This is a genomic window from Nocardiopsis nanhaiensis, from assembly GCF_054778635.1.
Genome location: NZ_BAAGZJ010000005.1, coordinates 130940 through 156506 on the forward strand (window position 1 = coordinate 130940; position 25567 = coordinate 156506).

Genomic DNA, 25567 nt, shown 5'->3' on the forward strand with positions numbered 1-25567 from the left:
CCCGGGCTCACCCCCGCAGTTTGCGGGCGACCGCGGCCAGGTCGGCTGGCTCGCCGCCCATGATGAGGGCGGCGTGCTCGGTCACCGCCTCCACCGGCCAGTCCCACCACCGCGCCTCCAGCAGCAGCGCCACGTCCTCCTCGGAGAAGCGGCTCCGGACGTGCCGAGCCGGGTTGCCCCCGACCAGCGCGTAGGGCGCCACGTCCTTGGTGACGACGCTGTGCGCCGCCACGATCGCGCCGTCCCCGATGGCCACCCCGGGCATGATCGTCGCACCCCGGCCGATCCACACGTCGTTGCCGATCCGGGTGTCGGGCGGCGTCGGCGCCGACAGGTAGGTGTCCAGGGTCCGCTCGGCCCAGTCCCCGCCGAACATCGTGAAGGGATAGGTGGAGGGACCGATCGTGGGGTGGTTGCCCGCGGGCATCAGGATGGTGGCGCCGGGGGCGATGGCGCTGAACTTGCCGATGACCAGGCGTTGCGGCCCGTAGTTGTACAGGACGCACGCCTGCTCGAACGGCACCCCGCTGCCCTGGTCGTCGTAGTAGGTGTACTCGCCCACCTCGATGAGATCGGAAGTCACCTGCGCCTTGAGGAACACCACGTTGGTCAGTTCCGGGCGGGTGGTGGGATGGACCTGGTTCGGGTCGGGAACGGGCACGGGTCTCCTCGGGGTGAGCGGCAGTGCAGGAGCGCGGAGGGCGGGGCGGTCCGGTCAGCATGTGCTCTGGTCAGGCCATGGTCTTGGACAGGTCCTTGACCACGGTGCGCTCGGGGACCAAGCGGACCAGGCGGGCGTCGTCGGCGAAGTAGCGGAAGTCCGGGTGCCAGGCGGTCTCGTCATCGCCCAGGTAGCGGCGCAGCTTGCGTCTGGCCAGCGCCGGGTCGAAGGGCACCACCTCGGCCTTGCCCCGCATGATCACCTGGAGGAACTCCATGGCTTCCAGGTCGCAGGTGTCCACCACCACGGCGGTGCGCGCATCGCGTTCCAGGTGCTTGGCCATCACGGCGTACTCACCGGTGATCCACCACAGGGCCCCTTCCTCCCACAGGAACCAGACCGGTCTGACCGTGGGCGCCCCGGCGGTGTTGGCGGTGGCCACCCGGGCGACCAGGGGGCGGGCGAGGAAGGCGTCGACGTCGAAGGGATGGGCGTGCTGGGCGCTGCTGGCGGTGTCAGTCACCATCTCAGGTTAGGTTCGGCGCCGCGGCGGGGAAAGCGGGTTTTCCGGGGCTGTGGACAACGCGCCCTGCCGGTAACCGAACGGCTAGAAGTGGCCGGTCAGGGCGCCCGCGTGGCTGACCTGGACCGTGTGGCTCACCCAGCCGCGGCCGGTGCGCTGGTGCAGGAGGAAGCCGGTGGGCTCGTGCACGTACCCCATGGGCTGTCCCGGGCTCATGCACAGCCCGCTCTGCCGGTAGGTGCTGGGCGCGGTCGTCAGGACACTGTTGCCGAAAGCCGTGCTGATCGGCCGGTGGACGTGGCCCGCCAGGACCCGGACGACGTTGGGGTGGCGGGCCACCGTCTCCTCCAGTGCCTCGCCGTCCTCGAGGCCGATGCCGTCCAGGAAGGGGATGCCGATGGGCGCCGGCGGATGGTGCACGCACACGAAGGCCGGTACGTCGGGGCGCCGGGCCAGCGCCGTGTCCAGCCAGGCCAGCTGGTCGTCGCCCAACCCTCCGGCGGGGGAGCCGGGCACGAGGGAGTCCAGTACCGCCAGGGTGGCTTCGGGGTGCTCGACGAGGTAGCGGGTGCTGCCGTACTCACCCAGGTGGGGCGTGTGGCCGAGGGCGTCGCTCAGGGCCTCGCGGTCGTCGTGGTTGCCGGCGGCCACGTGCAGCGGGAGGGGGAAGCGGTCGATGATCTCGCCGAAGGCGGCGTACTCGTCCGGGTCGCCGCGGTCGACGAGGTCACCGGTGATGACGACGTAGTTCGGCCGGGGGTCCAGGGCCAGCACGCGGCTGAGCGCACGGTGCAGGCCGGTGGCCGGTTCGGCGGCCAGCGGACCCGCGGTGACGTGGGGGTCGCTGAGGTGGGCGATAGAGAGGGACATGCTGGCCACCGTGCCCCAACGCGGGGTGCAGCGGCAATGGGTCACGCCGAGGGCTTGACGTAGGGATGCAGCGAAGTTGGGGAGGTGGTGGGCCGGGGGATCGGCCCACCACTCTCACCGGTCAGTGCGCTCGGGCAGGTGTCAGGCCCGAGGGGCTTCGGCGGCGATCAGGTGCGCAAAGGCGGTCCACTCGCTGGCCCCGACGGGCAGGAAACCCAGTTCGGGGTTCTGGGAGTCACGGATAGCGGCACCGGTGGGCAGCGCCGCGATCTCCACGCAGTTATCTTGTCCGGAGGAGTAGGAAGACTTGCGGAACTCCAGCAACATGTTCAAGCTCGCTTATCATGCTCGGCGGCGATGGACCCGATGAGGTCAAGTGACCCCTGGGGGTCCAGCGCCAGGTTCTGAACAGCATCGAAAATCAGTTCGTGCTGATCAACGTAGTCTCCATCTTCAACGTACAGCGTCTCTACTCCAGTGGAGATGGAGACTATCCCTGGCTCAGGCCTGGGGAAATCAAATAGGGCGAAGGCACCGTCGATACCCGGGTGGGCACCCGCGTCATCAGGGAGGGCAAGGACGGTCACCTTGTAGTGGGCAGCCACCCCCACCAGGAAGCGAAGCTGTTCAGCCATGATCGAGTGCGACCCCACCACCTTGCGCAGGGCTGCCTCATCAATGATCGCGTTGAGACGCGGCCCGTCGGGTAGATCCAGCACTGCACGTCGAGCCATGCGCGATTCGACTTTGCGGTCGATCTGCTCGGGCGGAACCACCTGACTGGCCAAGGACACTGCTGCGGCATAGTCCGGGGTCTGCAACAGGCCGGGAATGAGGACCGTCTCGTAGGTCCGAATTCGGACGGCCTCGGCCTCCAGGTCGGGTAGGGGCCCCGTAAATAGGTCCGCGTACTTGTGCCAATCGCTGCGGCCGCGAGCCTCCTCGGTCAGACTCAGAAGATGCGCGCGGTCGTCACCCTCCACCCCGTAGAGGTCGAGCAGGGCCTCGACCTCGTCGCGCTTGGGGAACTTCCACTCGTTGCGCTCGGCTCTGGTCAGTTTGGTCGCCGATGACCAACCCAACCGCTTAGTAGCCTCGGCGGCGGTCATCCCGCTCGCGGACCTGAGTCGCTTGAGCGCAGCCGACAGTCGCCGCCGTCGCACCCCGGGCGAGTGCCCACCAGTCACGGAAACCCCTTCCAAGCAGTGCGTTCGTGTGTCGATGGTAGTGGTGCACGCGGATCCGACAATTTTCTTGCGAGAACACAATAACGCCTTGCCGTTGTGTTTGAACACATGCATACTGGAGCTAGTTGAGCACCTCTGTCCGGCGCTCACTCCTCTCGGCAAGGAGAAGACTCCATGGCGTCACCTGCCCGTGCCCGTAGCTCGAGCGAGGCCTACACCGAAGTCGTCCAAATCATCCAGGGTGGGGAACCCGACGAGGACGGCATACCGCTGGCCGGTCGGGTCTCCCCGTTCACCCCGACCCTGCGGGACCGGTCCTGTGCCTGTACCTGCGCCCCGCTGCCGTACGGGTTCTGGGAGGACCTCGACCGCCTCAACCCCTACAACGCCCAGAGCGCCATCTGGCTGCGCGTCCTGGGCACGGCCCAAACGCCACCGCCGCTACCCGAAGGCGCGGAGCTCATCGACACGAGGCGGGTGACCTACGAGATCGGTTGAGACCCCGCGGCCCTGTGAGTCGGCGGTACCACCGCGCTTGGTGGTACCGCCCATTCGCACGGACGCGGGCAGCGGACCCGCAGGCACCGGAAAACCCGTTGGTCGCGGGGGAGCGGAGCAGCACAATGTCCGGATGGTCGATCGACACTTCTCCCAGCCGGTCCTCGCCGAGCTCTACGACTACTTCAGCTCCTGGCGGGTCTCCCCGCAGGACGACTTCTACCTCGACCTGGTGATGGACGCCCGCTCGGTCCTGGACGTGGGGTGCGGAACCGGCAAGCTCCACCGAGTGGCGCGCGAGCGCGGGCACACCGGGCGCCTGGTCGGGCTGGACCCGGCGGACGCGATGCTGGAGGTCGGCCGCCGCGACCGGGACGACATCGAATGGATCCTCGGCGACCTGGTCGCGGGCCCCTACGACGGGGAGGCCGAACCGCTGGGGGAGGGCGAGTTCGACCTGATCACCATGTCCGGGCACGCTTTCCAGGTATTCCTCACCGACGAGGAGCTGCGCGCCAACCTGGCCGCCCTTCGGCGGGCGCTCACCCCGCAGGGGCGGTTCGTGTTCGAAACCCGCAACCCGGGCGCGCGCGGTTGGGAGGCCTGGGACCCCGAGCGGGTGCGGACCGTGGACGGCCCCGGCGGGCAACCGGCCACCTGCGTGCACCGGCTGCGCGAGGTCGACGGTGACCTGGTCACCTTCACCTCCGACTACAGTCTCGAAGGCTGGTTCGAGCCCTTGGTCAGCCGCAGCACCCTGCGGTTCCTGAACGCCGAGCGCCTCAACGCCTTTCTCGCTGAGGCCGGGCTGGAGGTGAGCGCTCAGTACGGGTACTGGGACCGCAGCCCGCTCACCGAGACGAGCGCGGAGATCATCACCTTCGCCCGCCCCGCCTGAGCAAGTGGTCCCGCTGGAGTTGCCGTGCTCGCGATACTGGGTCGTGCAGAGTCCTTGAGGAGGTGCCGGTGTTCTTCTTCTACAACAGCCGCTGGGGCTGCATGGTGTCGCTGCTGGTCTCAGCCGCCCTGACCTTGGTGCTACTGATCCTGCTGGGCTGGATCTGAGGCCGCGCGTCCGCGGAGCCGTCCGTGCGCCCCTGCTGACGAAAGGGGGCCCGTGGTCGTGGCGGCGCTCATCCGGGAACGCCGGGTAGGCCGTCGATGCTGGTGGCGTTCCTCTCGCGCCAGTACTCGTCGAAGAAGTCCTGGTCACTGCGCTCCTGGACCCGGTCCAGCACGTCTCGGTCGCCGCGCAGGTCCATCAGGGGGACGGAGAACCCGCAGGAGTCCGAGACGCGCTGGACGTCGACCACGATGATGGAGCGCTGCCCGATGGTGCGCTCCTTGGGGAAGTGCGCCCGCAGCGCCGCGAACTCCGGGTCGGCCACGAGGACGGCCCGCCCTTGGCCGTGCAGGCGGACGATGTTGGGCCGCCCCTCGAAGGCGCAGAACATCAGCACCACGCGGCCGTTCTCCCGCAGGTGGGCGATGGTCTCGGTGCCCGACCCGGTGTAATCGAGGTAGGCCACCCGGTGCTCGTCGAGGACCGCGAAGGTCCCGCTCATGCCCTTGGGGGAGATGTTGACGTGGCCGCCGGGATCCAGCGGCGCCGTTCCGACGAAGAACACCGGCTGGTCGAGGAGGAAACGCTCCATGCGGGCGTCGATGCCATCGTGGATTTTTCCCATGGCCGGAAGTCTGTCATGTGGGACCTGGCCCGTCACGGGGCTTTCGTGGCGCCCCGCCCCCGGAGGCAGGACCCCGCGGGTCAGGAAGGGCCGCCAGCACTGGCGTCGATCTGGCGCTGCATCCCGTCGAGCAGGGCCTCGAGTCCGAACTGGAAGGTCTCCCAGGCCTCTTGCGCCAGGTAGGGCTCCTGCGTGTTCTCGTTGTCGAAGGCCCCGCTCTTGGCCATCAGCGTCAGGGTGGGGAAGCGCTCATGGAAGTCCTCGGCCACCTCCTCCAGCTGGGCGGAGCGGGCGTACCACCACGCGTCCTCGGGGACCCCGGTGACGGCCTCGGCCTGGCGGGCCTCGGCGGCGGTGCGGACCATGCCGCGCACCAGGTTGACCAGGCTGCCGAAGGCGCTGCTGATGGCCTTGGGCTCCATCCCCGCGCGGTGGAGGATCGTGGCCAGGGACTCGAAGAGGCGGTACTCGTTGGGCCCCAGGACCGGCCGTGCCTGGGAGATGTCCAGACTCCACGGGTGGCGCAGGTAGAAGTCCCACAGGCGGGCGGACCAGTCCGAGGTGGCCTCGCGCCAGCCCGGGTGTTCCGCCTGTTCACCCCGGCCGGTGAGCTCACCGACGGCGTGGTCGTACATGAGGTCGATGAGTTCGTTCTTGCTGGCCACGTAGGTGTACAGGGACATGGCGGTGCGGCCGAGCCGTTCGCCCACGGCGCGCATGGACAGGGCCTGCATGCCCTCGGAATCGGCGACGGCGATGGCGGTCTCCACCACCAGGTCCACGCTCAGTTCCGACTTGGGTCCGGGGCCGGTGCGCTCGGCCGGTTCGTGCTCGCGCCACAGCAGAGCCATGGAGCGGCGGGGGTCACCCTGCCCGGCGTAGATCACCACTTGCATCTCCTTACGGAATAAACTAATGTTCGCTGGCTGTTAGTTTACCGCATAAGGATTTCCCAGGATCTTGAGGAGCAGCTTGTCTTCCGTACCCACCACCATGGCGGACACCCACGACACCATCGAGGTCCGTGGGGCCAGGGAGAACAACCTCGACAACGTCTCCGTGGACATCCCCAAGCGCAGGCTGAGCGTCTTCACCGGCCTGTCCGGCTCCGGTAAGTCCTCGCTCGTCTTCGGCACCATCGCCGCCGAGTCCCAGCGGCTGATCAACGAAACCTACACGGCCTTCATCCAGTCCTTCATGCCGAGCACGGCCCGACCGGACGTGGACGCACTGCGCAACCTCAGCGCGGCGATCATCGTCGACCAGGAGCGGATGGGCGCCAACTCCCGGTCCACCGTGGGCACCGCCACCGACGCCCACGCCATGCTCCGCATCGTCTTCAGCCGCGTGGGCACCCCGCGGCTGGAGCCCTCCAGCGTCTTCAGCTTCAACAACTCCGAGGGCATGTGCCCCGAGTGCGAGGGCCTGGGCCGCACCAACCAGATGGACCTCGACGAGCTCTACGACCGCGACCTCTCCCTGAACGAGGGCGCCATCACCGTCCCCGGGTACGCGGTGGACCACTGGTACTGGCAGATCTTCGCGCACTCCGGGCTGCTGGACCCGGACAAGAAGCTGCGCGACTACACGGACCAGGAGTGGCACGACTTCCTGTACAAGCCGATCACCAAGGTCAAGGTCGGCACCAGCAACCTCACCTACGAGGGCCTGGTCCCCAAGATCAAGCGGACCTACCTGGCCAAGGACCGCGAGAAGATGCAGAGCACCATCGGCGCCTTCGTGGACCGTGCCGTGGTCTTCTCGGTCTGCCCCGAGTGCGAGGGTACCCGGCTCAACGCCGCCGCCCGCGAGGTGAAGGTCAGTGGGCGCACCATCACCGAGTGCGCGTCGATGCAGATCAGCGACCTGGCGGAGTTCGTTCGCGGGATCGATGAGCCCTCCGTCAAGCCGCTGGCAGACACCCTCAGCCACACCCTGGACTCCCTGGTGGAGGTGGGGCTGGGCTACCTGAGCCTGGACCGGGAATCGGGCACGCTCTCCGGCGGCGAGGCCCAGCGGGTCAAGATGGTCCGCCACCTGGGATCCAGCCTCAGCGACGTCACCTACGTCTTCGACGAACCCACCGTGGGCCTGCACCCGCACGACATCGAACGGATGAACAACCTCCTCATCAGCCTGCGCGAAAAGGGCAACACCGTGCTGGTGGTCGAACACAAACCGGAGACCATCGCCATCGCCGACCACGTCGTGGACCTGGGCCCGGGCGCCGGACCCACCGGCGGCACCGTCACCTACACCGGCGACGTCGCGGGGCTGCGCGCCTCGGACACCCTCACCGGGCGCCACCTGGACCACCGGGCCGCGCTGCGCGCGAGCGTGCGCACACCCACCGGGGCCATCCCCATTCGCGGGGCGAACTCCCACAACCTCCAGGACGTGTCGGTGGACGTACCCCTGGGGGTGCTCACCGTCGTCACCGGCGTGGCCGGGTCGGGCAAGAGCTCGCTCATCCACGGGGCGCTGCCCGGCCGCGAGGGCGTGGTGGTCGTCGACCAGTCGGCGATCCGGGGGTCCCGGCGGTCCAACCCGGCCACCTACACCGGGTTGCTCGACCCGATCCGTACCGCCTTCGCCCGCGCCAACAAGGTCAAGTCGTCCCTGTTCAGCGCGAACTCCGAGGGGGCCTGCCCCGAGTGCAAGGGCGCCGGGGTCATCTACACCGACCTGGCCATGATGGCCGGGGTCGCCTCCACCTGCGAGCAGTGCGAGGGGCGCCGGTTCAAGGCCGAGGTGCTCGAACACAAGCTGCGCGGCAAGGACATCAGCCAGGTGCTGGCCATGTCCGTGGTGGAGGCGCGCGACTTCTTCACCACCGGCAACGCCCGCACCATCCTGGACCGCATGTACGACGTCGGCCTGGGCTACCTGGGGCTGGGCCAGCCGCTGACCACGCTCTCCGGAGGTGAGCGCCAGCGCCTGAAGCTGGCGATCTCCATGGCCAAGAAGGGCGCGGTGTACGTGCTGGACGAGCCCACCACCGGACTGCACCTGGCCGACGTGGACCGGCTGCTGGCCCTGCTGGACCGCTTGGTGGACGACGGGAACTCGGTGGTGGTGATCGAGCACCACCAGGCCGTCATGGCCCACGCCGACCACATCATCGACCTCGGCCCGGGCGCCGGGCACGACGGCGGCCGCGTGGTCTTCGAGGGCAGCCCCGCTGAGCTGGTGGAGAAGGGTGAGTCCCTGACCGCCCGCCACCTGCGCACCTACCTGGGGCGGTAGCCAGGGAGCGGGTTCGTGCGGTCCCGGTGCATCAGAGGGCAGGGACGGGCGGGCCGCCCGAAAAACCAGGGGCGGCCCGCCGGGTGCCCTGCCATGCTGTCCGGATGCTGATCCGAGAAGCGAAAGCGTCCGACTGGGACGCGATCTGGCCGTTCCTGAGCCGTATCGTCGCGGCGGGGGACACCTTCACCTATTCGTCGGACATGGATGAGAAGCAGGCCCATGACGGGTGGCTGCTGGCCGCCCCGGACCGGACGGTGGTTGCCGTGGACGAGACCGGGACGGTTCTGGGCACGGCGAAGATGAACCAGAACCACATGGGCAACGCCTCCCACATCGCCTCGGCCAGCTACATGGTCGCGTCTGCCCACACCGGCCGAGGGGTGGGGCGTGCGCTGTGTGCGTACTCGCTGGAGTGGGCCCGCTCGGAGGGGTACCGGGCCATGCAGTTCAACGCGGTCGCGGCGACCAACACCCGCGCGGTGGGGCTGTACGAGTCGCTCGGCTTCGAGGTGGTGGGAACCCTCAAGGAGGGTTTCCGCCACCCCGAGCACGGCTTTGTGGGGCTGCACATCATGTACCGCCTGCTCTGAGCGCGGGCGGTGTTGGTGCGCCTGCCTGCCTCAGTAGTGTGCCGTCCTATGAGTGACACCGAGATCACCGCGGACCTGATCCGCGACCTTTTGCGGGAGCAACATCCCGACCTTGCTGGGCTGCCCATCCGTGAGGTACCGGGCGGCTGGGGCAACCAGATGTGGCGCCTGGGGGAGGACCTGGCCGTGCGCGTACAGCGCATGGACCCCACCCCGGAGCTCCAACTCAAGGAGCGGTGATGGCTCCCTTTGCTGGCGCCGAGCCTGCCGCTCCCCGTGCCGGCCCCAGTGCGGTTCGGCGCGCCGTCCGAGCGCTTCCCCAAGCACTGGACCGTCATGACGTGGGTTCCCGGCGAACCGCTGGACCAAGGCTCGATCAGCCGCGGCGCCCACGCGGCCGACACTCTGGCGGGATTCCTCCGGGCGCTCCATGTCCAGGCGCCCGCCGAGGCGCCGATCGCCACGGGCCGCGGTGCCCATCCCAAGGACTGCACGGACGGATTCGAGAACTTCCTCCAGGCCGTTGCCGGCGACATCGCCGCTGACGTCCGGACCGTGTGGGACGAGGCCGTCACGACCCAGGCGTGGCAGGGCCCGCCGGTGTGGGTGCACGGCGACCTGCATCCCGCCAACGTCGTCGTCTCGGACGGAACACTCTCGGGCATCGTCGACTTCGGTGACCTGTTCGCCGGCGATCCAGCGTGGGACCTGGCCGCCGCATGGGTGCTGCTACCCGCGGGCACGGCCGCACGGTTCTTCGACGTATACGCGCGGGCGGATGAGGCGGCGATCCGGCGCGCCCGCGGGCTGGCCGCCATGAAGAGCCTCTTCCTGATGCTCATGGGGCAGAACGGGGACCGGGGTCTTGCCGGTGGCAAGCCGCACTGGGGACCCGCGGGTCGGGCAGCACTGGATCGTGTTCTGCAGGGTGTGTGACGCACGCTGGGTCGGAACCCGTTCGACTGGAGGAGTTCAGCCGGGGGCTAGGAGCTCGCGCACCAGCGCCCCACCCCACCAGCGTTCCACCCGCTCGGGTTCCCAACCGCGCTCGACCGTGAGCGTGGTGTAGACGTCGATGTTGCACAGGGCCGCGTAGACGTCGACGGCCGCGGGCACGTCCAACCCCTGCCTCAGTGTGCCCTCGGGCCAGGCGGACAGGACCTGGACGCGGGTCTGGTCGCCTTGGCGGCGGCCCTCCCGGTAGGCCTCGGCGAGTTCGGGGTGCGTGCGGCCCGCCTCGCGCACCAGGGTGATGACATCACCCGAGTGCTCGAACAGCCGCCGGTCGAAGGCGGCCATCGCCAGGAGCTCGTTTTCGGGGGTGGCCGCCGTGTCCTCCAGCTCCGCGAGCATGCGCTCCGCGTCGGCGGGCAGGTTGGCCGCCTCGGTCAGCGCCAGGAGCAGACCGGTCTTATTGCCGTAGGCCGCGTAGACGGTCGGTACCGAGACGCCTGCCTCGTGCGCCACCTCGCGCACGGTCGTGGCCAACCACCCGCGCGTGACGAAGAGTCGGCGGGCGGCGCGGGCGATCCCGCCCCTGGTCTCCTGTGCCTGTGCGGTGCGCCGCAGGGAGTCATAGCGCCGTCGCCCCGTTTCGGTACCCATCATCGCCCTCCGGTTTTCCGTCTCATATATTGAATATATGACACATGTATCTAATAATGGCGCACCGCGTCTGCCCTTCACCCGGCTGGCCGGAATCGCGGCGATCGGCTTCGCCATCCTGATCGTCGCCGGGAACCTGATCACGGTCCCCGCCGGGTTTCCGCACGCGGGGTCCGACATCGAGGAAGCGGCCGCGTTCTTCGGCTCGCACGGGGACGCGGTGGGCCTGGCCTCGGCGCTGATCCCCACGGCCTGGGTACTGGCGGTGCTGTTCGGCGCGGGGGTGTTCGCGGCCACCCGAGGCTCGGAAGGGGATCGCAACGAGGCCTGGTCCCTGGTGGGCCTGGCCGGGTTGATCCTGCAGAACGCCGCCTTCTGCGGGGTCATCGCGATCCGCCTGGCCCTGGCCGCCACCGAGAGCGCGCCGCCCGCCCTGTGGGCGCTGCACGATTCCCTGTTCACCCTCAACGGCACCTTCCTGGCCCTGGCCCTGCTCGGCCTGTCCGTGAGCGGACTGCGCTCGGGTGTGGTCGGCCGCTGGCACACGGGGCTCGGGTTGGTCTCGGCCGCCTTGTTGTTCGGGTCCGCCACGCTCACACCCTGGGTGATTGAGCATGGTGGACTTTGGGGGCAGGTGGGCTTGGCCGGTTGGCTGCTGTGGGTCGTCTGGATCGTCGCCTACGGGGTGGCCCTGGTCAGGTGGCGCGCACCGGGCGGCGGGCCGCGACCGCGGTGAGGACGCCGACCGCGCAGAGGGCCGCGAAACCGAAGAGCACCTAGCGGGCGGAGTCGACCATGACTCCTTCGCCCACGTTGACCAGGACCCCAGCGACCGAGGTGCCGAACGCGATGGCCAGGGTCGTCACGGTGGCGACCCCGGCGGCTGCCTTGCGCCCCTCGTCGGGCTGTTGGTCAGAGGAGGGGTGTTGGTTCTGGTCTCCGTGCATGTCTTCAAGCATTCCGTTGAAGTGGCCCCGGAGACTCTGGTCCGATCAGAACCGGCGGTGCAGGGGCAACGCGCCAACAACCCTCAACCGGCGGTCGAAGCCCTCTACGGCCCGGGGGTGGGTGTCCCAAAGCGCAACCGGGCGCCGGGGCACGTGGTGTTCACGTGCCCCGGCGCCGATGGTCGGGGGTCAGCCGGGGGAGTCCTCCAGGAGCTTCTTGAGGTCGCCCAGCCACGTGCGCCAGTCGGCCTTCCACCGGGCGGAGCGTTCGGCGCTGTCGATGCGGGTGTGCTCGATGCCCACCATGGCCTTGCCCTCGCCCTTGGCCTGGAACGTCGCGGCCATACGGGTGTCTTCCGGCATGTCCGCGGTGAAGCGCTTGCCCGGCTTGGCGGTGCGCTCCGTCGCCTCCTGGGGAAGCCACCGGGCACGCGTCTCGGGGTCGGCGAAGGCCGCGAACAACGGCTCGACCGGCACGTTCACGGTCTTGCTCGCGCTCGCCGCGAACCCGTCCTTCTTCTGCCCGGGCACGCGCAGCCCGCGCTCCTGTTCGTAGGCGACGGTGACGGTCTGGGCCCACCAGTCGTGGACCCCGTGGTCGCCGGTCAGGTGCGCGGCGATCTCGGTGTGGGACCTGGTGGTGGCCTCCCACGCGTCCAGCAGCGCGAACCACGCTTCGTAGTCGCGGCCGGTGGCTTCGCGGACCTTGTCCCCGGACACGCGTGCGCGCATGGTGGCGGCGCTGGGAGAGGCAGGTGCTTCGACGGGCGCCGGTTCGGGCTCGGTGATCAGGTGGGCGCGGGCGGCGGTGTAGCTCTCGCCGGTCTTGTCCATCCGGGCGCGCACCCGCTGCTTGAAGGACTTCTGGCTGGTCATGACGGCTCCTCGGCGGTCCGCGACAGAACCCACGCTCCCGTCGCCCCGCCGGAAGGGCTTGCGTCAGACCGGCGTCCCGAGAACTCCAGGGTCCCCTTTGCCTCCGCGAGGCCGACGGCGTGGGCGCCAGGGCCGGAGGTTGGGCGCGGGACCGCGCCGCTTCCCACGATACTCCGCTCGCCGTCTGGCCACCACCCCGTTGCCCGGTCCCGGGGGTGGCTGGGCTGGGGCTCAGTTCCCGGCGTACCGCTTGAGCCCGTCGGTGTTCAGGGTGATCCCGACCCCGGGGATGTCGATGGTGTGCCCGAAGCCGAGCTTGGCGACGCTGCGGTACCGGCCGCCCGCGGGCTCGCTGTGGAAGGTGACGCTGTCGTCGTCCCGGTCGACGAGCAGATAGACGCCGATGTCGCAGGCCGCGTAGGCGCGCGCCTTCTCGGTCCGGTCCCGGGCATTGGTGTCGGAGTCCCACGAGGTGACTTCGACGACCGCGAGAACCCCATGGGGATCGGCCCATTCGCCCTGTCCGGCGAAGTGGTCGACCGGTGCGAGTATGCCGTCCGGGCGTGCACGGCCCTTGCGGTAGGAGTCGACCTTGAGGCCCTGACCGGTGACGTTGAGGTCCAGGTCCGCCCGTTGCGCCATGCACTGGCGCACCAACCACATGAGGATCGCGTTGTGGTCGCCGTCGGGCACGGTGCTGATCTGCGTCCGGCCGTTGAGGTATTCGAGGGATGCGTCCTCACGGGTGGCAGCCTGGGCGATGCTCTCGAACTGTTCGGTCACGGTCGTGTGCACTCCTTCTTCTGTCGTGGACCAGGGCCAGGCGGGCGATGAGGGTCAGGCACGGAACGGTAGCGGCGGCACCGTTCCTAGCCGAGGAGGATGGTCCCGGCAGCGAGCCCCAGCCACGCTGCACCGATCCCCAGGGCGAGGCTGGCCAGGACGTACAGGAGCGCCCTGAGGCGGGCTCCGGTCCGGGTGAGTTGGACGGTCTCGTAGGCGAACGTGGAGTAGGTGGTCAGCGCCCCGCACAGCCCGGTGCCCACCAGCGCCATGGCTTCTGCGGACACCGGCAGCGCCATGAGCGTGCCCAGGATCAGGCTGCCCGCGACGTTCACCAGTAGCGTCCCCCACGGAAAAGCCTCACCGAAGCGGCGCTTGAGCGCCAGGTCGACCAGGAAACGCACCGGAGCTCCCACGGCTGCCCCGAGGGCGACCATCAGCGCGCTCACGGGAACCGCCCCCCGCCTTGGAAGAGGATGCGGTGGGCCAGGGCCGAGGCGGCCCAAGCCGCGATCACCGCTCCCGCCAAGGTGAGGCCCAGGTAGGCGAGCGCGACCTGGGGGTGGCCGCGTTCCAGCGCGGTGACGACGTCCATGGCGTAGGCGGAGAAGGTCGTGTAGCCGCCGAGGAAGCCCACACCCCAGAAGGGCCGGACGTAGCGGTTGCGGGGCCAGCGGTGGGCGATGAGTTCCATGAGCAGGCCGATGAGCAGGCTTCCGGTGACGTTGATCGCCAGGATGGTCCAGGAGACCCCGGTGGCCGCGGGTGGCCAGAGCACGTCCAGGCCGTGGCGGGTCAGGGCGCCCAGGGCCCCGCCAGCGGACACCGCGGCGACCAGGGGCCACAGCGGGCCCTGGGTGGTGGGTGGCATGGACCCATCCTGCACCCGTGAAAACCCGTGGGCTTTCCGGCACGCGTGTATCTAGGGTCGCTGCATGGCCCGTATGCGTGACATCGTCGTCGACTGCCGCCACCCCGCTTCGCTGGCCCGCTTCTGGGCGGCCGCCATGGAGGGGTACGCCGTGGCGCCCTACGACGAGGAGGAGTTGGCCCGGCTGCGCTCGGAGGGGGTCTTCGACCCCGAGGACGACCCGCAGGTATTGGTCGAGGGGCCCGAGGGCAGCCCGTCCTTCTTCTTCCAGCGGGTTCCCGAGCCCAAGACGGTCAAGAACCGGGTGCACGTGGACCTGGCGGGTGACAACGCGGAGCTGGAGCGGTTGCTGTCCCTGGGCGCATCGGTGGTGGACCGCGGACCTGACCTGGTGGTGCTGGCCGACCCTGAGGGCAACGAGTTCTGCCTGATCGACGGCTGAGGGGCGGGAGGCTCAGGGACATACCCGATAGCTGTCTGGCCCCGCGTGTTAGATTCTGGCCATGCAGGCAGAAAACAAGCCAGATGGCCAGAAGCGGTCCTTCATCGAGGAGGCGCGGAGGGCACAGATCACCGACGCGGCGATCGACACCATCGCCGAGGTGGGCTACCCCAACGCGTCGCTGGCTCGGATCGCACGGACGGCGGGGATCAGCAAGGGCGTGATCTCCTACCACTTCAACGGCAAGGACGAGCTGATGGACCAGGTGGTGACGGGCGTCTACACGGAGATCGCGGAGACTGTCGTCCCCCGGATCCTGGCGCAGGACAACGCCGCGGCGATGCTGCGCACACACGTTCGGGGTGTGGCCGAGTACGGCCTGGCGCACCGCGGCCGCCTGGCGGCCGTCGGCCAGATCTTCATCCACGCCCGCGACGCCGAAGGCAACCCCCGGTTCGGGGGGCGCCAGGCCGAACCGCTCTACGAGTCCCTGGAAGGGCTCTACCGGAGCGGTCAGGAGAGCGGCGAGTTCCGCGGCTTCGACGTGCGGGTGATGGCGATCAGCCATCAGGCGTCCATCGACGCCATGTTCGAGTACTGGCGGGTCCATCCCGACCACGACCTGCTCGCACACGCCGACGAACTGGGCGAACTCCTGGTCCGTGCCACCTGAGCCGACTGACGGCCACTGGCCCTCGCACACCCCGACCAACGAGGGCACCATGACACACCAGAAAGCACCACCCACCACCGCGGAACCGGGGCTGACCACCCGGACGCGCCTATTCTTCGTCGACAACCTGCGGGTCGTGCTGACCCTCCTCGTCGTCCTGCACCACGCCGCGATCACCTACGGCAACATCCCGGTCTGGTACTACACCGAACCCGCCCAGGACCCCACCGGGGTTGTGCTGGACCTGTTCGTGATCCTCAACCAGACCTTCTTCATGGGCATGTTCTTCCTGCTCGCGGGGTACTTCGTCCCCGGAGCGACGGACCGCAGGGGCCGACGCGGGTTCGTCCGCGAACGCCTGGTCCGGTTGGGCCTACCCCTGCTGCTGTTCGTGATCCTGCTGCGGCCGCTGGCCATGGCGCCCTCCCACGCCGAGGCGCTCGCGGCCGACCCCGATCTGCCGTACTGGCTGCTGTACCTGGTCACGATCGACCCCGGGCCCATGTGGTTCGTGGAGGTCCTGCTGGTCATGAGCCTGGTCTACGTGATGGTCCGCCGGTTCCGTGAGCGCCGTGCCACCGCCGACGGGGGCGTGATGGCAAGCGTGACGGGCCCGGTCGAACGCTCCGCCGACACCGTCCCGCTGCGGTGGTTGGGCCCGGCCATGCTCTTCGCGGCGGGTCTGGCCCTGGCCACCTTCGCCTGGCGGTACGCCTTCCCCGCCCCGTACTGGCCGTTCGTGGGGCTGCCCAGCCCCGGCTACCTGCCGCAGTACGCCGCCCTGTTCACCGCGGGGGTGTTCGCCTACCGGGGGAACTGGCTGATGCGGCTGCCGAACTCGGCGGGCTGGGGCGGCCTGGCCATGGCGGCGGTGAGCTTTCTCGGCCTGACCGTGGTGATGGGGGCACTCGGTGAGGCGCTCTCGGTCCCAGGCTCCTGGCAAGCGCTGGTCCACATCCTGGTGGAGTCCTTCTTCACCATGGGCGTGGTGCTGGCCCTGCTGGTGTTCTTCCGCCGTTTCCTCAACCGGAGCAACCGCTTTCTGGGTTTCCTCGCCGACAACGCCTTCGCTGTCTACGTCCTGCACGCTTTGGTGCTGGTCGCGGTCGCTGTGGCGCTGAGCGGATGGGAGGCGAGCGCGCTGGCCAAGTTCGCGGGCCTGGCCGCGCTGGCCGTACCCCTGACCTGGACGGCTGCCGCGGCCCTGCGGGCGGTCCCGGGGGTCAAGCGCATCCTCTGACCGGCCGGTTGCCGAGCCTCTGCCCGCCACCATGTCGGCGGGCAGAGGCCGGAAAACAGCTACCGTGACCACACGGGCGCGGCGCCTGGGAGAGGCGGAGATGGGCATGGCCACCGAGGACGACGTACGGCGGATCGCGCTGGAGCTATCGGAGGTCACTGAACGCCTCTGCTACGGAACGCCCGCCTTCTACGTGGCGGGCAAGATCTTCGCCCGGTTCCACGATCAGCCGGGTGTCCTGGTCCTGTGGTGCGCCAGCGTCGAAGAACGACAAGAGCTGCTGGACAGTGCCCCGGAGGTCTTCTGCACGACCGACCACTATCGGGGACACGCCAGTGTTCTGGTGCGCCTGGAGCAGATCGGTGCGGAAGAACTGGCGGAACTGCTGGACGAAGCCTGGCGGTTCCGCGGGCCTCGCCGCCTCACCGACCCGAAGAGCTAGCAGGCCCCGTGCAGGGCCCCGGGTGCAGGTTGAGCTCGGTGACCTGCGCGTCGCGCGGTAGGTCCAGGACGTCGGCGACAGCACTCGCCAGGGTGGCCGGTTGGATGCACGCCGCCGGGTCGTAGTCGTGTCCGAACGCGCTCCGGACCTCGCGCAGCAGGTCCGTGGCCGTCCCACCCGGGTGGACGCTGGTCACCCGGATCCCGTGCGCGGCCTCCTCTTGCCGCAGAGCGTCGGCCAGCTCGCTCAACCCCGACTTGCTGGCGGTGAACGCCGCCCAGTTCGGTACGCCGTGCAGGCCGGGGGAGGCGTTGACCAGCACCACGTGCCCCCGCCTTGCGCGCAGCGCTGGCAGCAGCGCACGGGTGAGTTCGGCGGCGGAGACCAGGTTGACCGTCAGCACCTCCTGCCACAGCCCCACGGACGAATCCTCGACCGACGCCACCGGGGACACACCCGCGCAGTGCACGAAGGCGTCCAGCTTGGCGATCCCGGCCACCGCATCGGCGAGGGTCTCGGGGCGGCGCAGGTCGGCCCGTACCGCGCGCACCTGCGGTCTGTCGCGCGTGAGTCCGGCGAGGCGTTCGGGGTCGCGGCCCAGGGCCAGGACGGGCCGACCGCGTTCCACGAGTGCGTCCACCAGGGCTGAGCCGATCCCTCCGGTCGCCCCGGTCACCAGCACCCCGTCGTGCTTCTCGTCTGCTTCCATGCGGGGGATCTCGGCACGGATGCCGCACCGGGGCGAAGGGGTTGGTTCCGAAAGGGTCCGGCCTCAGCCCATCAGACGGGCAGGGGTGACCGGGCAGACCAGTTCCCAACCGAGGCGTTCGTACAGGCCGCGGCCGTCGTCGGTCGCCACCAAGAGTCCGTGTTCGGCCCCTGGTCGAGGGCGGCCCGGCCGAGGGTGTTCATGAGCGCCCTACCCAGTCCGCGTCGGCGGTGGTCGGGGTCGGTGACCACGCGGTCGAAGACGGCTGTGCCCGCGTGGAGGGCCATGATCGAGCTCGCTGCTTCGGTGCCTGTAGCGGACCACGCCCGTGCCTGGAAGCACCGGTGGCTCTCGGTGACCTTGACGGTGTAGTGATCCGGTGCCGGGACGGGATCGGGGGAGAGCTCGGCGGTCATCAGGTACTCGGTCTCGCCCACGCGCCAACGCGGGTCAAGGGTGGAAACCGCGGCCTCGCGCGGGCCGCACACCTTCAACCACGTGTCCGGGGCGGTCAGGATCCTGCTGAGGCGAGCCACGGGCCCGGGGTCGGTCAGGACATGGCGGGTTCGGTGGCCGGGCAGGCCGACGTCCAGGCGGTATCCGTGGGGGACGCGGACGGGTGCGGGCGTACTGCGGGCTATAGCCCAGCCGTGTACCCACTGTTCGGCCAATCGGTTGATCCGTTCGGGGTGCGCCACGCTCTTGGTCATGGCCTCATTGTCGCGTTCGGGCCCGCGGGGGATCCGGTCCGGGTGCTCGAACGCGACCGTCCCCCGGTGTGGCGCCACCGGGGGACGGAGTTCTGTTCGGGTGCTTACCCCGTCATGGCCGGTTCGGTTTCCCCTCCGGCGAACTGGGTCCGGTACAGCTCGGCGTATCGGCCGTTGCGGGCCAGCAGTTCGCTGTGGGTTCCGCGTTCGGCGATGCGCCCTTCCTCGACGACGAGGATGGCGTCGGCGGCCCGGATGGTGGACAGCCGGTGGGCGATGACCAGCGCGGTCCGCCCTTCGAGGGCCTCGGCCAGCGCGGCCTGGACGGCCGCCTCCGATGTGGAGTCCAGTGCGGAGGTGGCCTCGTCGAGGATGACCACCTCGGGTCCGGTCAGCAGCAGGCGGGCGATGGTCAGGCGCTGGCGTTCGCCGCCGGAGAAGCGGTAGCCGCGTTCGCCGACCACCGTGTCGAGTCCGTCGGGAAGGTTCCTGACCAGGTCGTCCAGGCGGGCGCGGCGCAGGGCGTCCCAGATCTGCTCGTCGGTGGACTCGGGTGAGCCCAGGCGCAGGTTGTCGCGGATGGATTCGTGGAAGAGGTGTCCGTCCTGGGTGACCATGCCGAGGTTGGCGCGGATGGAGTCGAAGGTCAGGTCGCGGATGTCGGCTCCGCCCAGTCGGACGGTGCCTTCGTCTGCGTCGTACAGGCGCGGGGTGAGTTGGGCGATGGTGGACTTGCCGGCGCCGGAGGAGCCGACCAGGGCGACGGTCTGGCCCGGTTCGACGCGGAAGGACACGTCGTGTAGGACGGGTCCGTTTTCGACGGTGTCCAGGGTGACGACGTCCTCGAGGGAGGCCAGGGACACTTTTTCCGCGTTGGGGTAGCCGAAGGTGACGTCGTCGAACTCCAGGGACACGGGCCCGCTGGGGACGGGGCGTGCGGCGGGTTTCTCGTCCACCAAGGGCTTGAGGTCGAGGACCTCGAACACCCTGCTGAAGCTGACCAGGGCGCTCATGACCTCCACGCGGGCGCTGGCCAGCTCGGTGAGCGGGGCGTACAGGCGGGTGAGGAGCATGCCCATGGCGACGACGGTTCCGGCGTCGAGCTGGCCGCGCAGGGCGTAGAAGCCGCCGAGTCCGTAGACCAGGGCGAGTGCGAGCGCGGAGACCAGGGTCAGGGCGGTGAAGAACACCTCTTGGAGCATGGCGGTGCGGACACCGATGTCGCGGACTCGGGAGGCGCGCCGGGTGAATTCGGCGGACTCCTCGTCGGGGCGGCCGAAGAGCTTGACCAGGGTGGCGCCGGGTGCGGAGAAGCGCTCGGTCATCTGGGTGCCCATGGCGGCGTTGTGGACGGTGCGTTCGCGTTCGATCTTGGCGAGTCGGGCGCCCATGCGGCGGGCGGGTAGGACGAAGACCGGCAGCAGCAGGAGTGCGATGAGGGTGATCTGCCAGGACAGGGTGACCATGACGACCAGGGCCAGGATCAGGGTGACGAAGTTGCTCATCACGCCGGAGAGGACGTCGCTGAAGGCGCGTTGGGCACCGATGACGTCGTTGTTGAGCCGGCTGACCAGGGCGCCGGTGCGGGTGCGGGTGAAGAAGGCGACCGGCATGCGTTGGACGTGGTCGTAGACGGTGGTGCGCAGGTCCAGGATGAGTCCTTCGCCCACCCGGGCGGACAGCCACCGCACGATGAGGCCGAGGCTGGCTTCGGCGACCGCGACCAGGGCGATGAGGCCGGCCAGGAACAGGATGGCGCTGAGCGCGGAGCCGTCGATGATCTCGTTGACGACCTCGCCGGCCAGGAGCGGTGAGGCCACGGCCAGGGCCGCCGTCAGGATGCTCAGTCCGAGGAACCAGGCCAGGTGTCGTGCGTAGGGGCGGGCGAAGGAGCCGATTCTGCGCAGGACCTGCATCGAGAAGGGGCGCTGGTCCTCTTTGGCGTGTATCGCGTGGTACATCGAGCTCCACGCGGCCATTTCCATGCTCATGGTGGTCACCGGTCCGTTGGGTTGGGTTCCCCTGAACCGTAGAACCTTAAGATTGATTGAGGTCAACTCCGCGGGGCGAAACCTTCCCCGGACTCCCTACAGAACAGGCCCCGCCGCCCCCGGTCAGCCCACCGTCGCCGCGCTGACCACCCCGCGGAGCGGCCGCTCCAGGGGTGCTGCCCTCACCAGTGCCCCACCGAGCGGACGGCCTCGGTGACCGCTGCCAGCGCGAGCATTCTGACCGTGTCCACATGCGCCGCGACGTGGCCGGTCGCGGCGGCGACGAAACCGTCGCCGTCAAAGCGGGTGTGCGGCGGGGTCAGTGCTCGCGAGAGCCCGTCGTGGGCCCCCTGCGCCACGATCCGGCACTCGACCTTGTCGAGACGGGCGTTGGTGACGACGGCCCCGATGGTCGTATGGGTCCGCTCCGGTGCGATCTCGAACGGCTTCGCCAAGGCACGCACCGCGTCGAGCGAGATCCCCCTCTGCCCGTCGTCGACGTCACCGAACGCGTTGACGGCGCACAGCGCGCCGACCACCAGATCGTCCATGCTGTGCTCGGAGTAGCCGAGCCCGCCTCGCCGACGGCCCTCCGGGCCTCGCCAATGGCTGACGTAGGCCCCGGCCCCGGCACCGACCCGTCCAGTGAGTCGCTGTTCGCCCCGGGCGGCCTGAGCTGCGAGGTATCCGGACTCGCTTGTCGGCCGCACCCTGGGGTCGCCGACCGCGAGATCGAACAGCGCCATCGCCGGGACGATCGGGACGACCCCTCCGGGGGTCGCCACCCCGCGCCCCAGTTCCTCGTAGTAGCGCATGACACCGTCGGCGGCGGCCAGACCGAACGCCGATCCGCCGGTCAGCAGCACCGCGTCGACGCGCGTTACGGTCTTGTCCGGTCCCAGCAGGTCCAGTTCGCGAGAGGCGGGCGCGCCGCCGCGCACCTCACAGGAGGCCACGGTCTCCTCGGGGAGTTCGACGACGGTGCAGCCCGTCTGCGACACCGCGTCGGTCCAGTGGCCGACGCGGACACCGTCGACGCCCACGCGCCTGTGCTGACGATCCGCGTCCTGTGGCGCGTCCGAGCGCCCGGGATCGGTCATGGTGCGGCCTCCATGGTCGGATCGCTGTCGGGTGTGGTACTGATGGCGGCATCCGGTGCGGGACGGTTCCCCTGGCTGCCGGAGCCGCGGTCGAAGACTACTGCTGTCGTGCCGCGGCGCCGGGGCGCACCGCCACCGTGTCAGCGGGCGGAGACGATCCTTCGGTCCGCTGGCACCTGCTCGGACTCGGTGTGATCTTGGCCCTGCGGCCGCTCCGTCCCGCCGCTGCGGGCGGTGAGCACCTGGACGCTGGTGTCCTCCGGGGCGAGCAGGAGGGCGCGGACCAGGGTGGACTCTGCCTGGGCCAGGCCGCGCAGGACCAGCGGGAGGGTGAGCCCGAAGAGTGCGCCGCCCACCATGTAGACGGCGAGCGTGGCCAGGGCCGGGGACTCCGGAAGGATGAAGCTGCCCACGTCGGTGTATCCGGGGACCAGGTAGAGCGACCAACCCCAGAGCGGGTAGAGCAGCCCGCCCAGGGTGAGGGCCCACCAGAGTACGGCCACGAGGAAGGCGACCGCGGAGACGGGAAAGCGCAGCAGGGCGTGCAGCGCGTCCAACCAGCTGCGGGAGCAGGTCAGCGGGTTCAGGAGGCGGCGCACCGGTCCGGCCGCGGCCGGGGCCGCACGGTAGGGCAGGCGTACCACCGGTCGCCGGTACAGGTCGGACAGGCGGATGCGGTCCACGTGGGCCAGACCCCGGGCCATGACCAGCGTGCCGGACAGCAGGATCAGCCCCACGAAGATCACTGAGGTGCCGATTCCGGCAGCCAGGCCCGGCAGGACGAGGGCGAAGGAGATGACCGCCAGGGGAAAGCCCAGAAGTAAGTAGCGGGTGTCTCGGGCCAGCCGGGAAAGGAAGGAGGAGTTCATGCTCTCGAAGGTACGCCCGAGAACCGCGTCGGGTCAGGGCGGTGGACGTGAGGATCGGGGGTGGTGCTGGCTCTACCCCACGCTGGGGCATGGCGGGTGAGTGCTTCAGAGTGGAAGGTCGTCGATGAGGTCGGCGACGCCCACCTGTTGGAGGCCGTTGGCGAGAACGATCACGCCGACGATGCCGATGGTCCAGGCCAGTGCCTCGCGGGAGCCCGCGTCGACCTTCTCCCGCCAGCGGTCCAGGCGGGGGCGCAGGCGCTCGCCGAAGGCGCGGTGGCCCAGGTAGAGCAGGACGGGTGGCAGCACCATCATCAGGTTGTAGGCGGCGAGCATCGGCACCCAGGTGTGTGCGGCCAGTCCGGCGGTGCCCATGATGCCGATCGCCCCGAGGTAGGGGAAGGCGGTCCCGGCCTCCAGCAGGCCGGTGGCCAGCCCCAGGGCGACCATGGTGCCGGTGCGGAAGGAGGCGGGCCTGCGCGGTGGGCGTGCCTTGGCTGGCATGACGAAGGAGTAGGCGAGCAGGCCCCCGCCCAGGAGCACCATGCCCCAGCCCGCGGCGGGGGTGTCGGCCAGGTGGGACAGGCTGCTGATCGCGGCGCCCAGGCCCAGCATCAGCGCGCAGCCAAGGGTGAAGTAGAAGACCGCGACGGTGCCGAGGTAGGCGAAGAGCGGCCGGGCGATCGAGCCGGCCCCGCTCAGGAGGACGAAAAGCGAGACCCCCAGGGTGGTGGGGCTCAGGGTGTCCAGGAGGGCGAGCCCGGCGACCGGTATCAGGACGTCCAGAGGTGGCATGGTGTGGTCTCCCCGTTTTGGAAACCCGACTGTGTTAAATAAAATAGCCCGGGTGTGATAAAAAAGGGAGGTGCCTAAGATCGTCGACCACGAAGAGCGCCGCCGCGAGCTCGCCGAAGCCCTGTGGAGAGTGATCGCCGCCTCCGGCCCGCACGCCGTGTCCATCCGTAGCGTCGCCGCCGAGGCGGGCCTGTCCGCGGGAGCGTTGCGCCACTACTTCCAGACCCGCGAGGAACTCCTGGTCTTCGCGATCGACCGGTCCCAGGAACGTGTGGCCGAGCGAATGCACGAGCACGCGCGAACCCTGGATCCCGAGGCCCCCGTGGTCGAGCGGGTCGCGGGCTTCGCCGAGCAGATGATGCCCCTGGACGAGACGCGCAGGGCGGAGTTTCGCGCGTGGGAGGCCACCGGCGACCTGGGTACTGATGACCCCCGCCTGGAGGAGCGCTGGAACAAGCAGCGAAGCCTCTACCGGCAGCTGGTCGCCGGCTTGGGCGGGCTGGCCCCGCCCGAGGACCCGGCCCAAGTCCACCCAGACCCCTGGTTGGAGACCTGGTCGGAGCACCTGCACGCGTTCGTCGACGGCCTCTCCCTGCAGACCATGGTGACGCCCCAGCAGTTCCCGCCGGAGGCCGCCCGCCGACAGCTGCGCGCCTTCCTGGCCCACATCGAGTCCACGCGCGCGGGGCGCGGCGGGGCCTGACCCGGGCCGAGACGGGTCAGTCCGAGGCCCCGAAGCGGAGCCCGAAGTGGGCTCAGCGGCGGATCCGGACGCGGATTCCGCGGGTTCGGCGGGTTCGGCGCTCCACGAGGCGAGGATGCGCAGACCGTCGTGCGGGGCGGTGCCGGGCTCGGCAGTCCAGACGACGATTTGCTGTTCGGGGTCCCCAGCGCAGGCGAGGGCGTCCCAGTCCAGGGTCAGCTCACCGACGACCGGATGGCGCAACACCTTGGTGCCCTTGCTCCGAGTGGCGACGTGGTGCTCGCCCCACCAGCGGCGGAAGTCGTCGTCGCGCATCGAGAGCTCACCCACCAGAGACGCCATGCGCTGATCCTTCGAGTTCTGCCCCGCTTCCATTCGCAGCATCGCTACGCAACCGCGGGCCTCACGCTCCCAGTTCGTGTGCAGCGCCCTGATATCTGCATCCGTAAAGATGAGCCACGCGTAATTACGTTTCCCTTCGGGAAAATTTGCGAAATCGGTGAACAGGGTGGCCGCGATCGGGTTCCACGCGAGAATGTCCATTCGGCGCCCCAGGACCATGGCCGGGGACGTGGTCAACTCGTCGAGTATGCGGCGAAGCTGCGGTTGGACTTTCTGCATTGCCTGCCGGCGCGGCCGGGCGGCGTCCTTACCGGCCACCTCCAACAGGTGCGCGCGCTCTTCGTCACTCAGCCGCAGGACCTGGGCGAGGGTTGCCAGAACGAGCTCGGAGGCCAGCCTGCGCCCCTGCTCGATGCGGGTGTAGTAGTCGATGCTGATCGAGGCGAGCAGGCCGAACTCCTCCCGCCGCAGGCCCTTGACCCGCCGCTTGGCACCGGTGTCGGGCAGGCCGGCCGCGTGCGGGATGAGCTCGCCACGCCGTGCCTTGAGGAACGCGCCCAGTTCGTTGGAGTGCTCGTTGCCGCTCATGGCGCCAGTCTCGCGGAAAATCCCGCGCGTGTGAGGGGGCCATTCCTGCCCCTGGGACACACCCGTCCAAGGCTGTAAATGTCCCATTGTGCGAAGGCGCTGCCCGCGTGAAGCTTGATCATGTGGCCGACGGAGAAGTGCTTCTCCGGCCGCTTGATCTCCTTTTCACGACGGAAGATACAAAGGCAATACAGACGCACGTCACTTTTCCCAACAACAGCCTGGACCTAGCCGGGCACCTGTACACGCCCGCAGACCTCACCGATGGAGAACGCCGCCCCGCCATCGTGGTCGGACACCCCATGACGAGCGTCAAGGAGCAGACCGCCGGGATCTATGCCCAGCGGCTCGCGGACCGAGGCTTCGTCACGCTGGCCTTCGACGCCGCCTACCAGGGTGAGAGCCAGGGTGAGCCGCGCGGGCTGGAGGACCCCTTCCAGCGCGCCGACGACTTCCGGACCGCCGTGTCCTACCTAGTGTCCTGAGTTGTTAAATTGCCTAGGGTTGTGCCATGGCACGACCGGGACCCAAACTCGCACCGCTGGACCTGACCGCTGAAGACCGAGCCGAGCTGGAGCGGTGGGTCCGGCGGCGCAAGTCCGCCCAAGACCTAGC

30 protein-coding genes and 2 pseudogenes are annotated in these 25567 nt (G+C 69.4%); 12 read left to right on the forward strand and 20 right to left on the reverse strand.

Features of this window, described 5'->3' with window-relative positions:
• Nucleotides 1-7: 7 nt before the first annotated feature.
• From ACYVD1_RS03975 to ACYVD1_RS03995, 5 genes are all read right to left on the reverse strand, one after another.
• Nucleotides 8-661 (reverse strand): CatB-related O-acetyltransferase, encoded by a 654-nt coding sequence (locus ACYVD1_RS03975; RefSeq protein WP_460767850.1) that lies wholly within the window; start codon nt 659-661, stop codon nt 8-10.
• 70 nt (nt 662-731) lie between these two features.
• Nucleotides 732-1184 carry a pyridoxamine 5'-phosphate oxidase family protein gene (locus ACYVD1_RS03980; RefSeq protein WP_460758268.1) on the reverse strand — a complete coding sequence of 151 codons (453 nt, stop codon included), beginning with the start codon at nt 1182-1184 and terminating at the stop codon, nt 732-734.
• Between the two features lie 84 nt (nt 1185-1268).
• Nucleotides 1269-2054 carry a phosphodiesterase gene (locus tag ACYVD1_RS03985; RefSeq protein WP_460767853.1) on the reverse strand — a complete coding sequence of 262 codons (786 nt, stop codon included), beginning with the start codon at nt 2052-2054 and terminating at the stop codon, nt 1269-1271.
• Nucleotides 2055-2195: 141 nt separating this feature from the next.
• On the reverse strand, nt 2196-2381 hold the full coding sequence (locus ACYVD1_RS03990; protein ID WP_460767939.1) for a DUF397 domain-containing protein: 186 nt from the start codon (nt 2379-2381) through the stop codon (nt 2196-2198).
• Nucleotides 2382-2383: 2 nt separating this feature from the next.
• Nucleotides 2384-3202, reverse strand: coding sequence for a helix-turn-helix domain-containing protein (locus tag ACYVD1_RS03995; protein ID WP_460767942.1), 819 nt, complete (start codon nt 3200-3202; stop codon nt 2384-2386).
• 213 nt (nt 3203-3415) lie between these two features.
• On the opposite strand from ACYVD1_RS03995, the gene ACYVD1_RS04000 reads away from it, so the two are divergent.
• Entirely contained in the window at nt 3416-3739 is a 324-nt protein-coding gene (locus ACYVD1_RS04000) for a hypothetical protein (protein WP_460767856.1), read from the forward strand.
• Nucleotides 3740-3872: 133 nt separating this feature from the next.
• Nucleotides 3873-4637, forward strand: coding sequence for a class I SAM-dependent methyltransferase (locus ACYVD1_RS04005; RefSeq protein WP_460767858.1), 765 nt, complete (start codon nt 3873-3875; stop codon nt 4635-4637).
• Nucleotides 4638-4872: 235 nt separating this feature from the next.
• Here ACYVD1_RS04005 and ACYVD1_RS04010 read toward each other — a convergent pair whose 3' ends face one another.
• Together ACYVD1_RS04010 and ACYVD1_RS04015 are read right to left on the reverse strand one after the other, a co-directional pair.
• On the reverse strand, nt 4873-5427 hold the full coding sequence (locus tag ACYVD1_RS04010; protein WP_460758288.1) for a pyridoxamine 5'-phosphate oxidase family protein: 555 nt from the start codon (nt 5425-5427) through the stop codon (nt 4873-4875).
• 80 nt (nt 5428-5507) lie between these two features.
• A complete protein-coding gene (locus ACYVD1_RS04015) occupies nt 5508-6317 on the reverse strand; it encodes a TetR/AcrR family transcriptional regulator (protein ID WP_460767861.1) in 810 nt (269 codons plus the stop codon).
• A gap of 82 nt (nt 6318-6399) precedes the next feature.
• Here ACYVD1_RS04015 and ACYVD1_RS04020 point away from each other — a divergent pair, with 82 nt between their 5' ends.
• The 3 genes and pseudogenes from ACYVD1_RS04020 (at nt 6400) to ACYVD1_RS04030 (ending at nt 10202) form a co-directional block, all read left to right on the forward strand.
• The gene (locus ACYVD1_RS04020; RefSeq protein WP_460767864.1) at nt 6400-8673 is read left to right on the forward strand and encodes an ATP-binding cassette domain-containing protein; all 2274 of its coding nucleotides are present in this window, start codon (nt 6400-6402) and stop codon (nt 8671-8673) included.
• Nucleotides 8674-8777: 104 nt separating this feature from the next.
• Complete coding sequence (locus tag ACYVD1_RS04025; RefSeq protein ID WP_460767867.1) at nt 8778-9266, forward strand: GNAT family N-acetyltransferase; 489 nt, start codon at nt 8778-8780, stop codon at nt 9264-9266.
• A 48-nt stretch (nt 9267-9314) separates the two neighbouring features.
• A pseudogene (locus ACYVD1_RS04030) lies at nt 9315-10202 on the forward strand (phosphotransferase).
• Between the two features lie 36 nt (nt 10203-10238).
• Here the strand turns inward: ACYVD1_RS04030 and ACYVD1_RS04035 are convergent.
• Nucleotides 10239-10874, reverse strand: coding sequence for a TetR/AcrR family transcriptional regulator (locus ACYVD1_RS04035; RefSeq protein WP_460767870.1), 636 nt, complete (start codon nt 10872-10874; stop codon nt 10239-10241).
• A 34-nt stretch (nt 10875-10908) separates the two neighbouring features.
• Here ACYVD1_RS04035 and ACYVD1_RS04040 point away from each other — a divergent pair, with 34 nt between their 5' ends.
• Entirely contained in the window at nt 10909-11607 is a 699-nt protein-coding gene (locus ACYVD1_RS04040; RefSeq protein WP_460767873.1) for a hypothetical protein, read from the forward strand.
• Between the two features lie 40 nt (nt 11608-11647).
• On the opposite strand, the gene ACYVD1_RS04045 is transcribed toward ACYVD1_RS04040, so the two are convergent.
• The 5 genes from ACYVD1_RS04045 to ACYVD1_RS04065 all read right to left on the reverse strand — a co-directional run bounded on the left by ACYVD1_RS04045 (nt 11648) and on the right by ACYVD1_RS04065 (nt 14348).
• Nucleotides 11648-11818, reverse strand: a complete 171-nt coding sequence (locus ACYVD1_RS04045; protein WP_460767876.1) for a hypothetical protein — start codon at nt 11816-11818, stop codon at nt 11648-11650.
• A 189-nt stretch (nt 11819-12007) separates the two neighbouring features.
• Complete coding sequence (locus tag ACYVD1_RS04050; RefSeq protein WP_460767879.1) at nt 12008-12694, reverse strand: hypothetical protein; 687 nt, start codon at nt 12692-12694, stop codon at nt 12008-12010.
• A 231-nt stretch (nt 12695-12925) separates the two neighbouring features.
• Nucleotides 12926-13477 carry a Uma2 family endonuclease gene (locus tag ACYVD1_RS04055; protein WP_460767882.1) on the reverse strand — a complete coding sequence of 184 codons (552 nt, stop codon included), beginning with the start codon at nt 13475-13477 and terminating at the stop codon, nt 12926-12928.
• Nucleotides 13478-13563: 86 nt separating this feature from the next.
• Nucleotides 13564-13926 carry a fluoride efflux transporter CrcB gene (gene crcB / locus ACYVD1_RS04060; protein ID WP_460767885.1) on the reverse strand — a complete coding sequence of 121 codons (363 nt, stop codon included), beginning with the start codon at nt 13924-13926 and terminating at the stop codon, nt 13564-13566.
• Entirely contained in the window at nt 13923-14348 is a 426-nt protein-coding gene (locus ACYVD1_RS04065; RefSeq protein ID WP_460767888.1) for a fluoride efflux transporter FluC, read from the reverse strand. Before ACYVD1_RS04065 ends, crcB begins: the two co-directional genes overlap by 4 nt.
• 64 nt (nt 14349-14412) lie before the next feature.
• Between ACYVD1_RS04065 and ACYVD1_RS04070 the strand changes: the two genes are divergently transcribed.
• From ACYVD1_RS04070 to ACYVD1_RS04085, 4 genes are all read left to right on the forward strand, one after another.
• Nucleotides 14413-14790, forward strand: coding sequence for a VOC family protein (locus ACYVD1_RS04070; RefSeq protein WP_460767891.1), 378 nt, complete (start codon nt 14413-14415; stop codon nt 14788-14790).
• A gap of 61 nt (nt 14791-14851) precedes the next feature.
• Complete coding sequence (locus ACYVD1_RS04075; RefSeq protein WP_460767894.1) at nt 14852-15463, forward strand: TetR/AcrR family transcriptional regulator; 612 nt, start codon at nt 14852-14854, stop codon at nt 15461-15463.
• A gap of 49 nt (nt 15464-15512) precedes the next feature.
• Nucleotides 15513-16703 (forward strand): acyltransferase family protein, encoded by a 1191-nt coding sequence (locus ACYVD1_RS04080; RefSeq protein WP_460767897.1) that lies wholly within the window; start codon nt 15513-15515, stop codon nt 16701-16703.
• Nucleotides 16704-16767: 64 nt separating this feature from the next.
• Nucleotides 16768-17145: an MmcQ/YjbR family DNA-binding protein gene (locus ACYVD1_RS04085; RefSeq protein WP_460767900.1), complete on the forward strand. Its 378-nt coding sequence runs from the start codon at nt 16768-16770 to the stop codon at nt 17143-17145.
• Here ACYVD1_RS04085 and ACYVD1_RS04090 read toward each other — a convergent pair.
• From ACYVD1_RS04090 to ACYVD1_RS04115, 6 genes are all read right to left on the reverse strand, one after another.
• Nucleotides 17126-17854 carry an SDR family oxidoreductase gene (locus ACYVD1_RS04090; protein WP_460767903.1) on the reverse strand — a complete coding sequence of 243 codons (729 nt, stop codon included), beginning with the start codon at nt 17852-17854 and terminating at the stop codon, nt 17126-17128. The two genes, ACYVD1_RS04085 and ACYVD1_RS04090, sit on opposite strands and share 20 nt — an antisense overlap.
• A 71-nt stretch (nt 17855-17925) precedes the next feature.
• A complete protein-coding gene (locus tag ACYVD1_RS04095; protein ID WP_460767906.1) occupies nt 17926-18564 on the reverse strand; it encodes a GNAT family N-acetyltransferase in 639 nt (212 codons plus the stop codon).
• Nucleotides 18565-18668: 104 nt separating this feature from the next.
• Nucleotides 18669-20555, reverse strand: coding sequence for an ABC transporter ATP-binding protein (locus ACYVD1_RS04100; protein WP_460767909.1), 1887 nt, complete (start codon nt 20553-20555; stop codon nt 18669-18671).
• 182 nt (nt 20556-20737) lie between these two features.
• Nucleotides 20738-21655, reverse strand: a complete 918-nt coding sequence (locus ACYVD1_RS04105) for a P1 family peptidase (protein WP_460767912.1) — start codon at nt 21653-21655, stop codon at nt 20738-20740.
• A 140-nt stretch (nt 21656-21795) separates the two neighbouring features.
• Nucleotides 21796-22524, reverse strand: a complete 729-nt coding sequence (locus ACYVD1_RS04110; protein ID WP_460767915.1) for a sensor domain-containing protein — start codon at nt 22522-22524, stop codon at nt 21796-21798.
• Nucleotides 22525-22629: 105 nt separating this feature from the next.
• Nucleotides 22630-23319 carry a GAP family protein gene (locus ACYVD1_RS04115; RefSeq protein ID WP_460767918.1) on the reverse strand — a complete coding sequence of 230 codons (690 nt, stop codon included), beginning with the start codon at nt 23317-23319 and terminating at the stop codon, nt 22630-22632.
• Nucleotides 23320-23389: 70 nt separating this feature from the next.
• Between ACYVD1_RS04115 and ACYVD1_RS04120 the strand changes: the two genes are divergently transcribed.
• Nucleotides 23390-24022 carry a TetR/AcrR family transcriptional regulator gene (locus ACYVD1_RS04120; protein ID WP_460767921.1) on the forward strand — a complete coding sequence of 211 codons (633 nt, stop codon included), beginning with the start codon at nt 23390-23392 and terminating at the stop codon, nt 24020-24022.
• Nucleotides 24023-24196: 174 nt separating this feature from the next.
• On the opposite strand, the pseudogene ACYVD1_RS04125 reads toward ACYVD1_RS04120, so the two are convergent.
• Nucleotides 24197-25039, reverse strand: a pseudogene (locus ACYVD1_RS04125) (helix-turn-helix domain-containing protein); the annotation flags it as partial.
• Between the two features lie 215 nt (nt 25040-25254).
• Here ACYVD1_RS04125 and ACYVD1_RS04130 point away from each other — a divergent pair.
• Nucleotides 25255-25437 (forward strand): alpha/beta hydrolase, encoded by a 183-nt coding sequence (locus tag ACYVD1_RS04130; RefSeq protein WP_460767924.1) that lies wholly within the window; start codon nt 25255-25257, stop codon nt 25435-25437.
• The last annotated feature ends 130 nt before the right edge of the window (nt 25438-25567 follow it).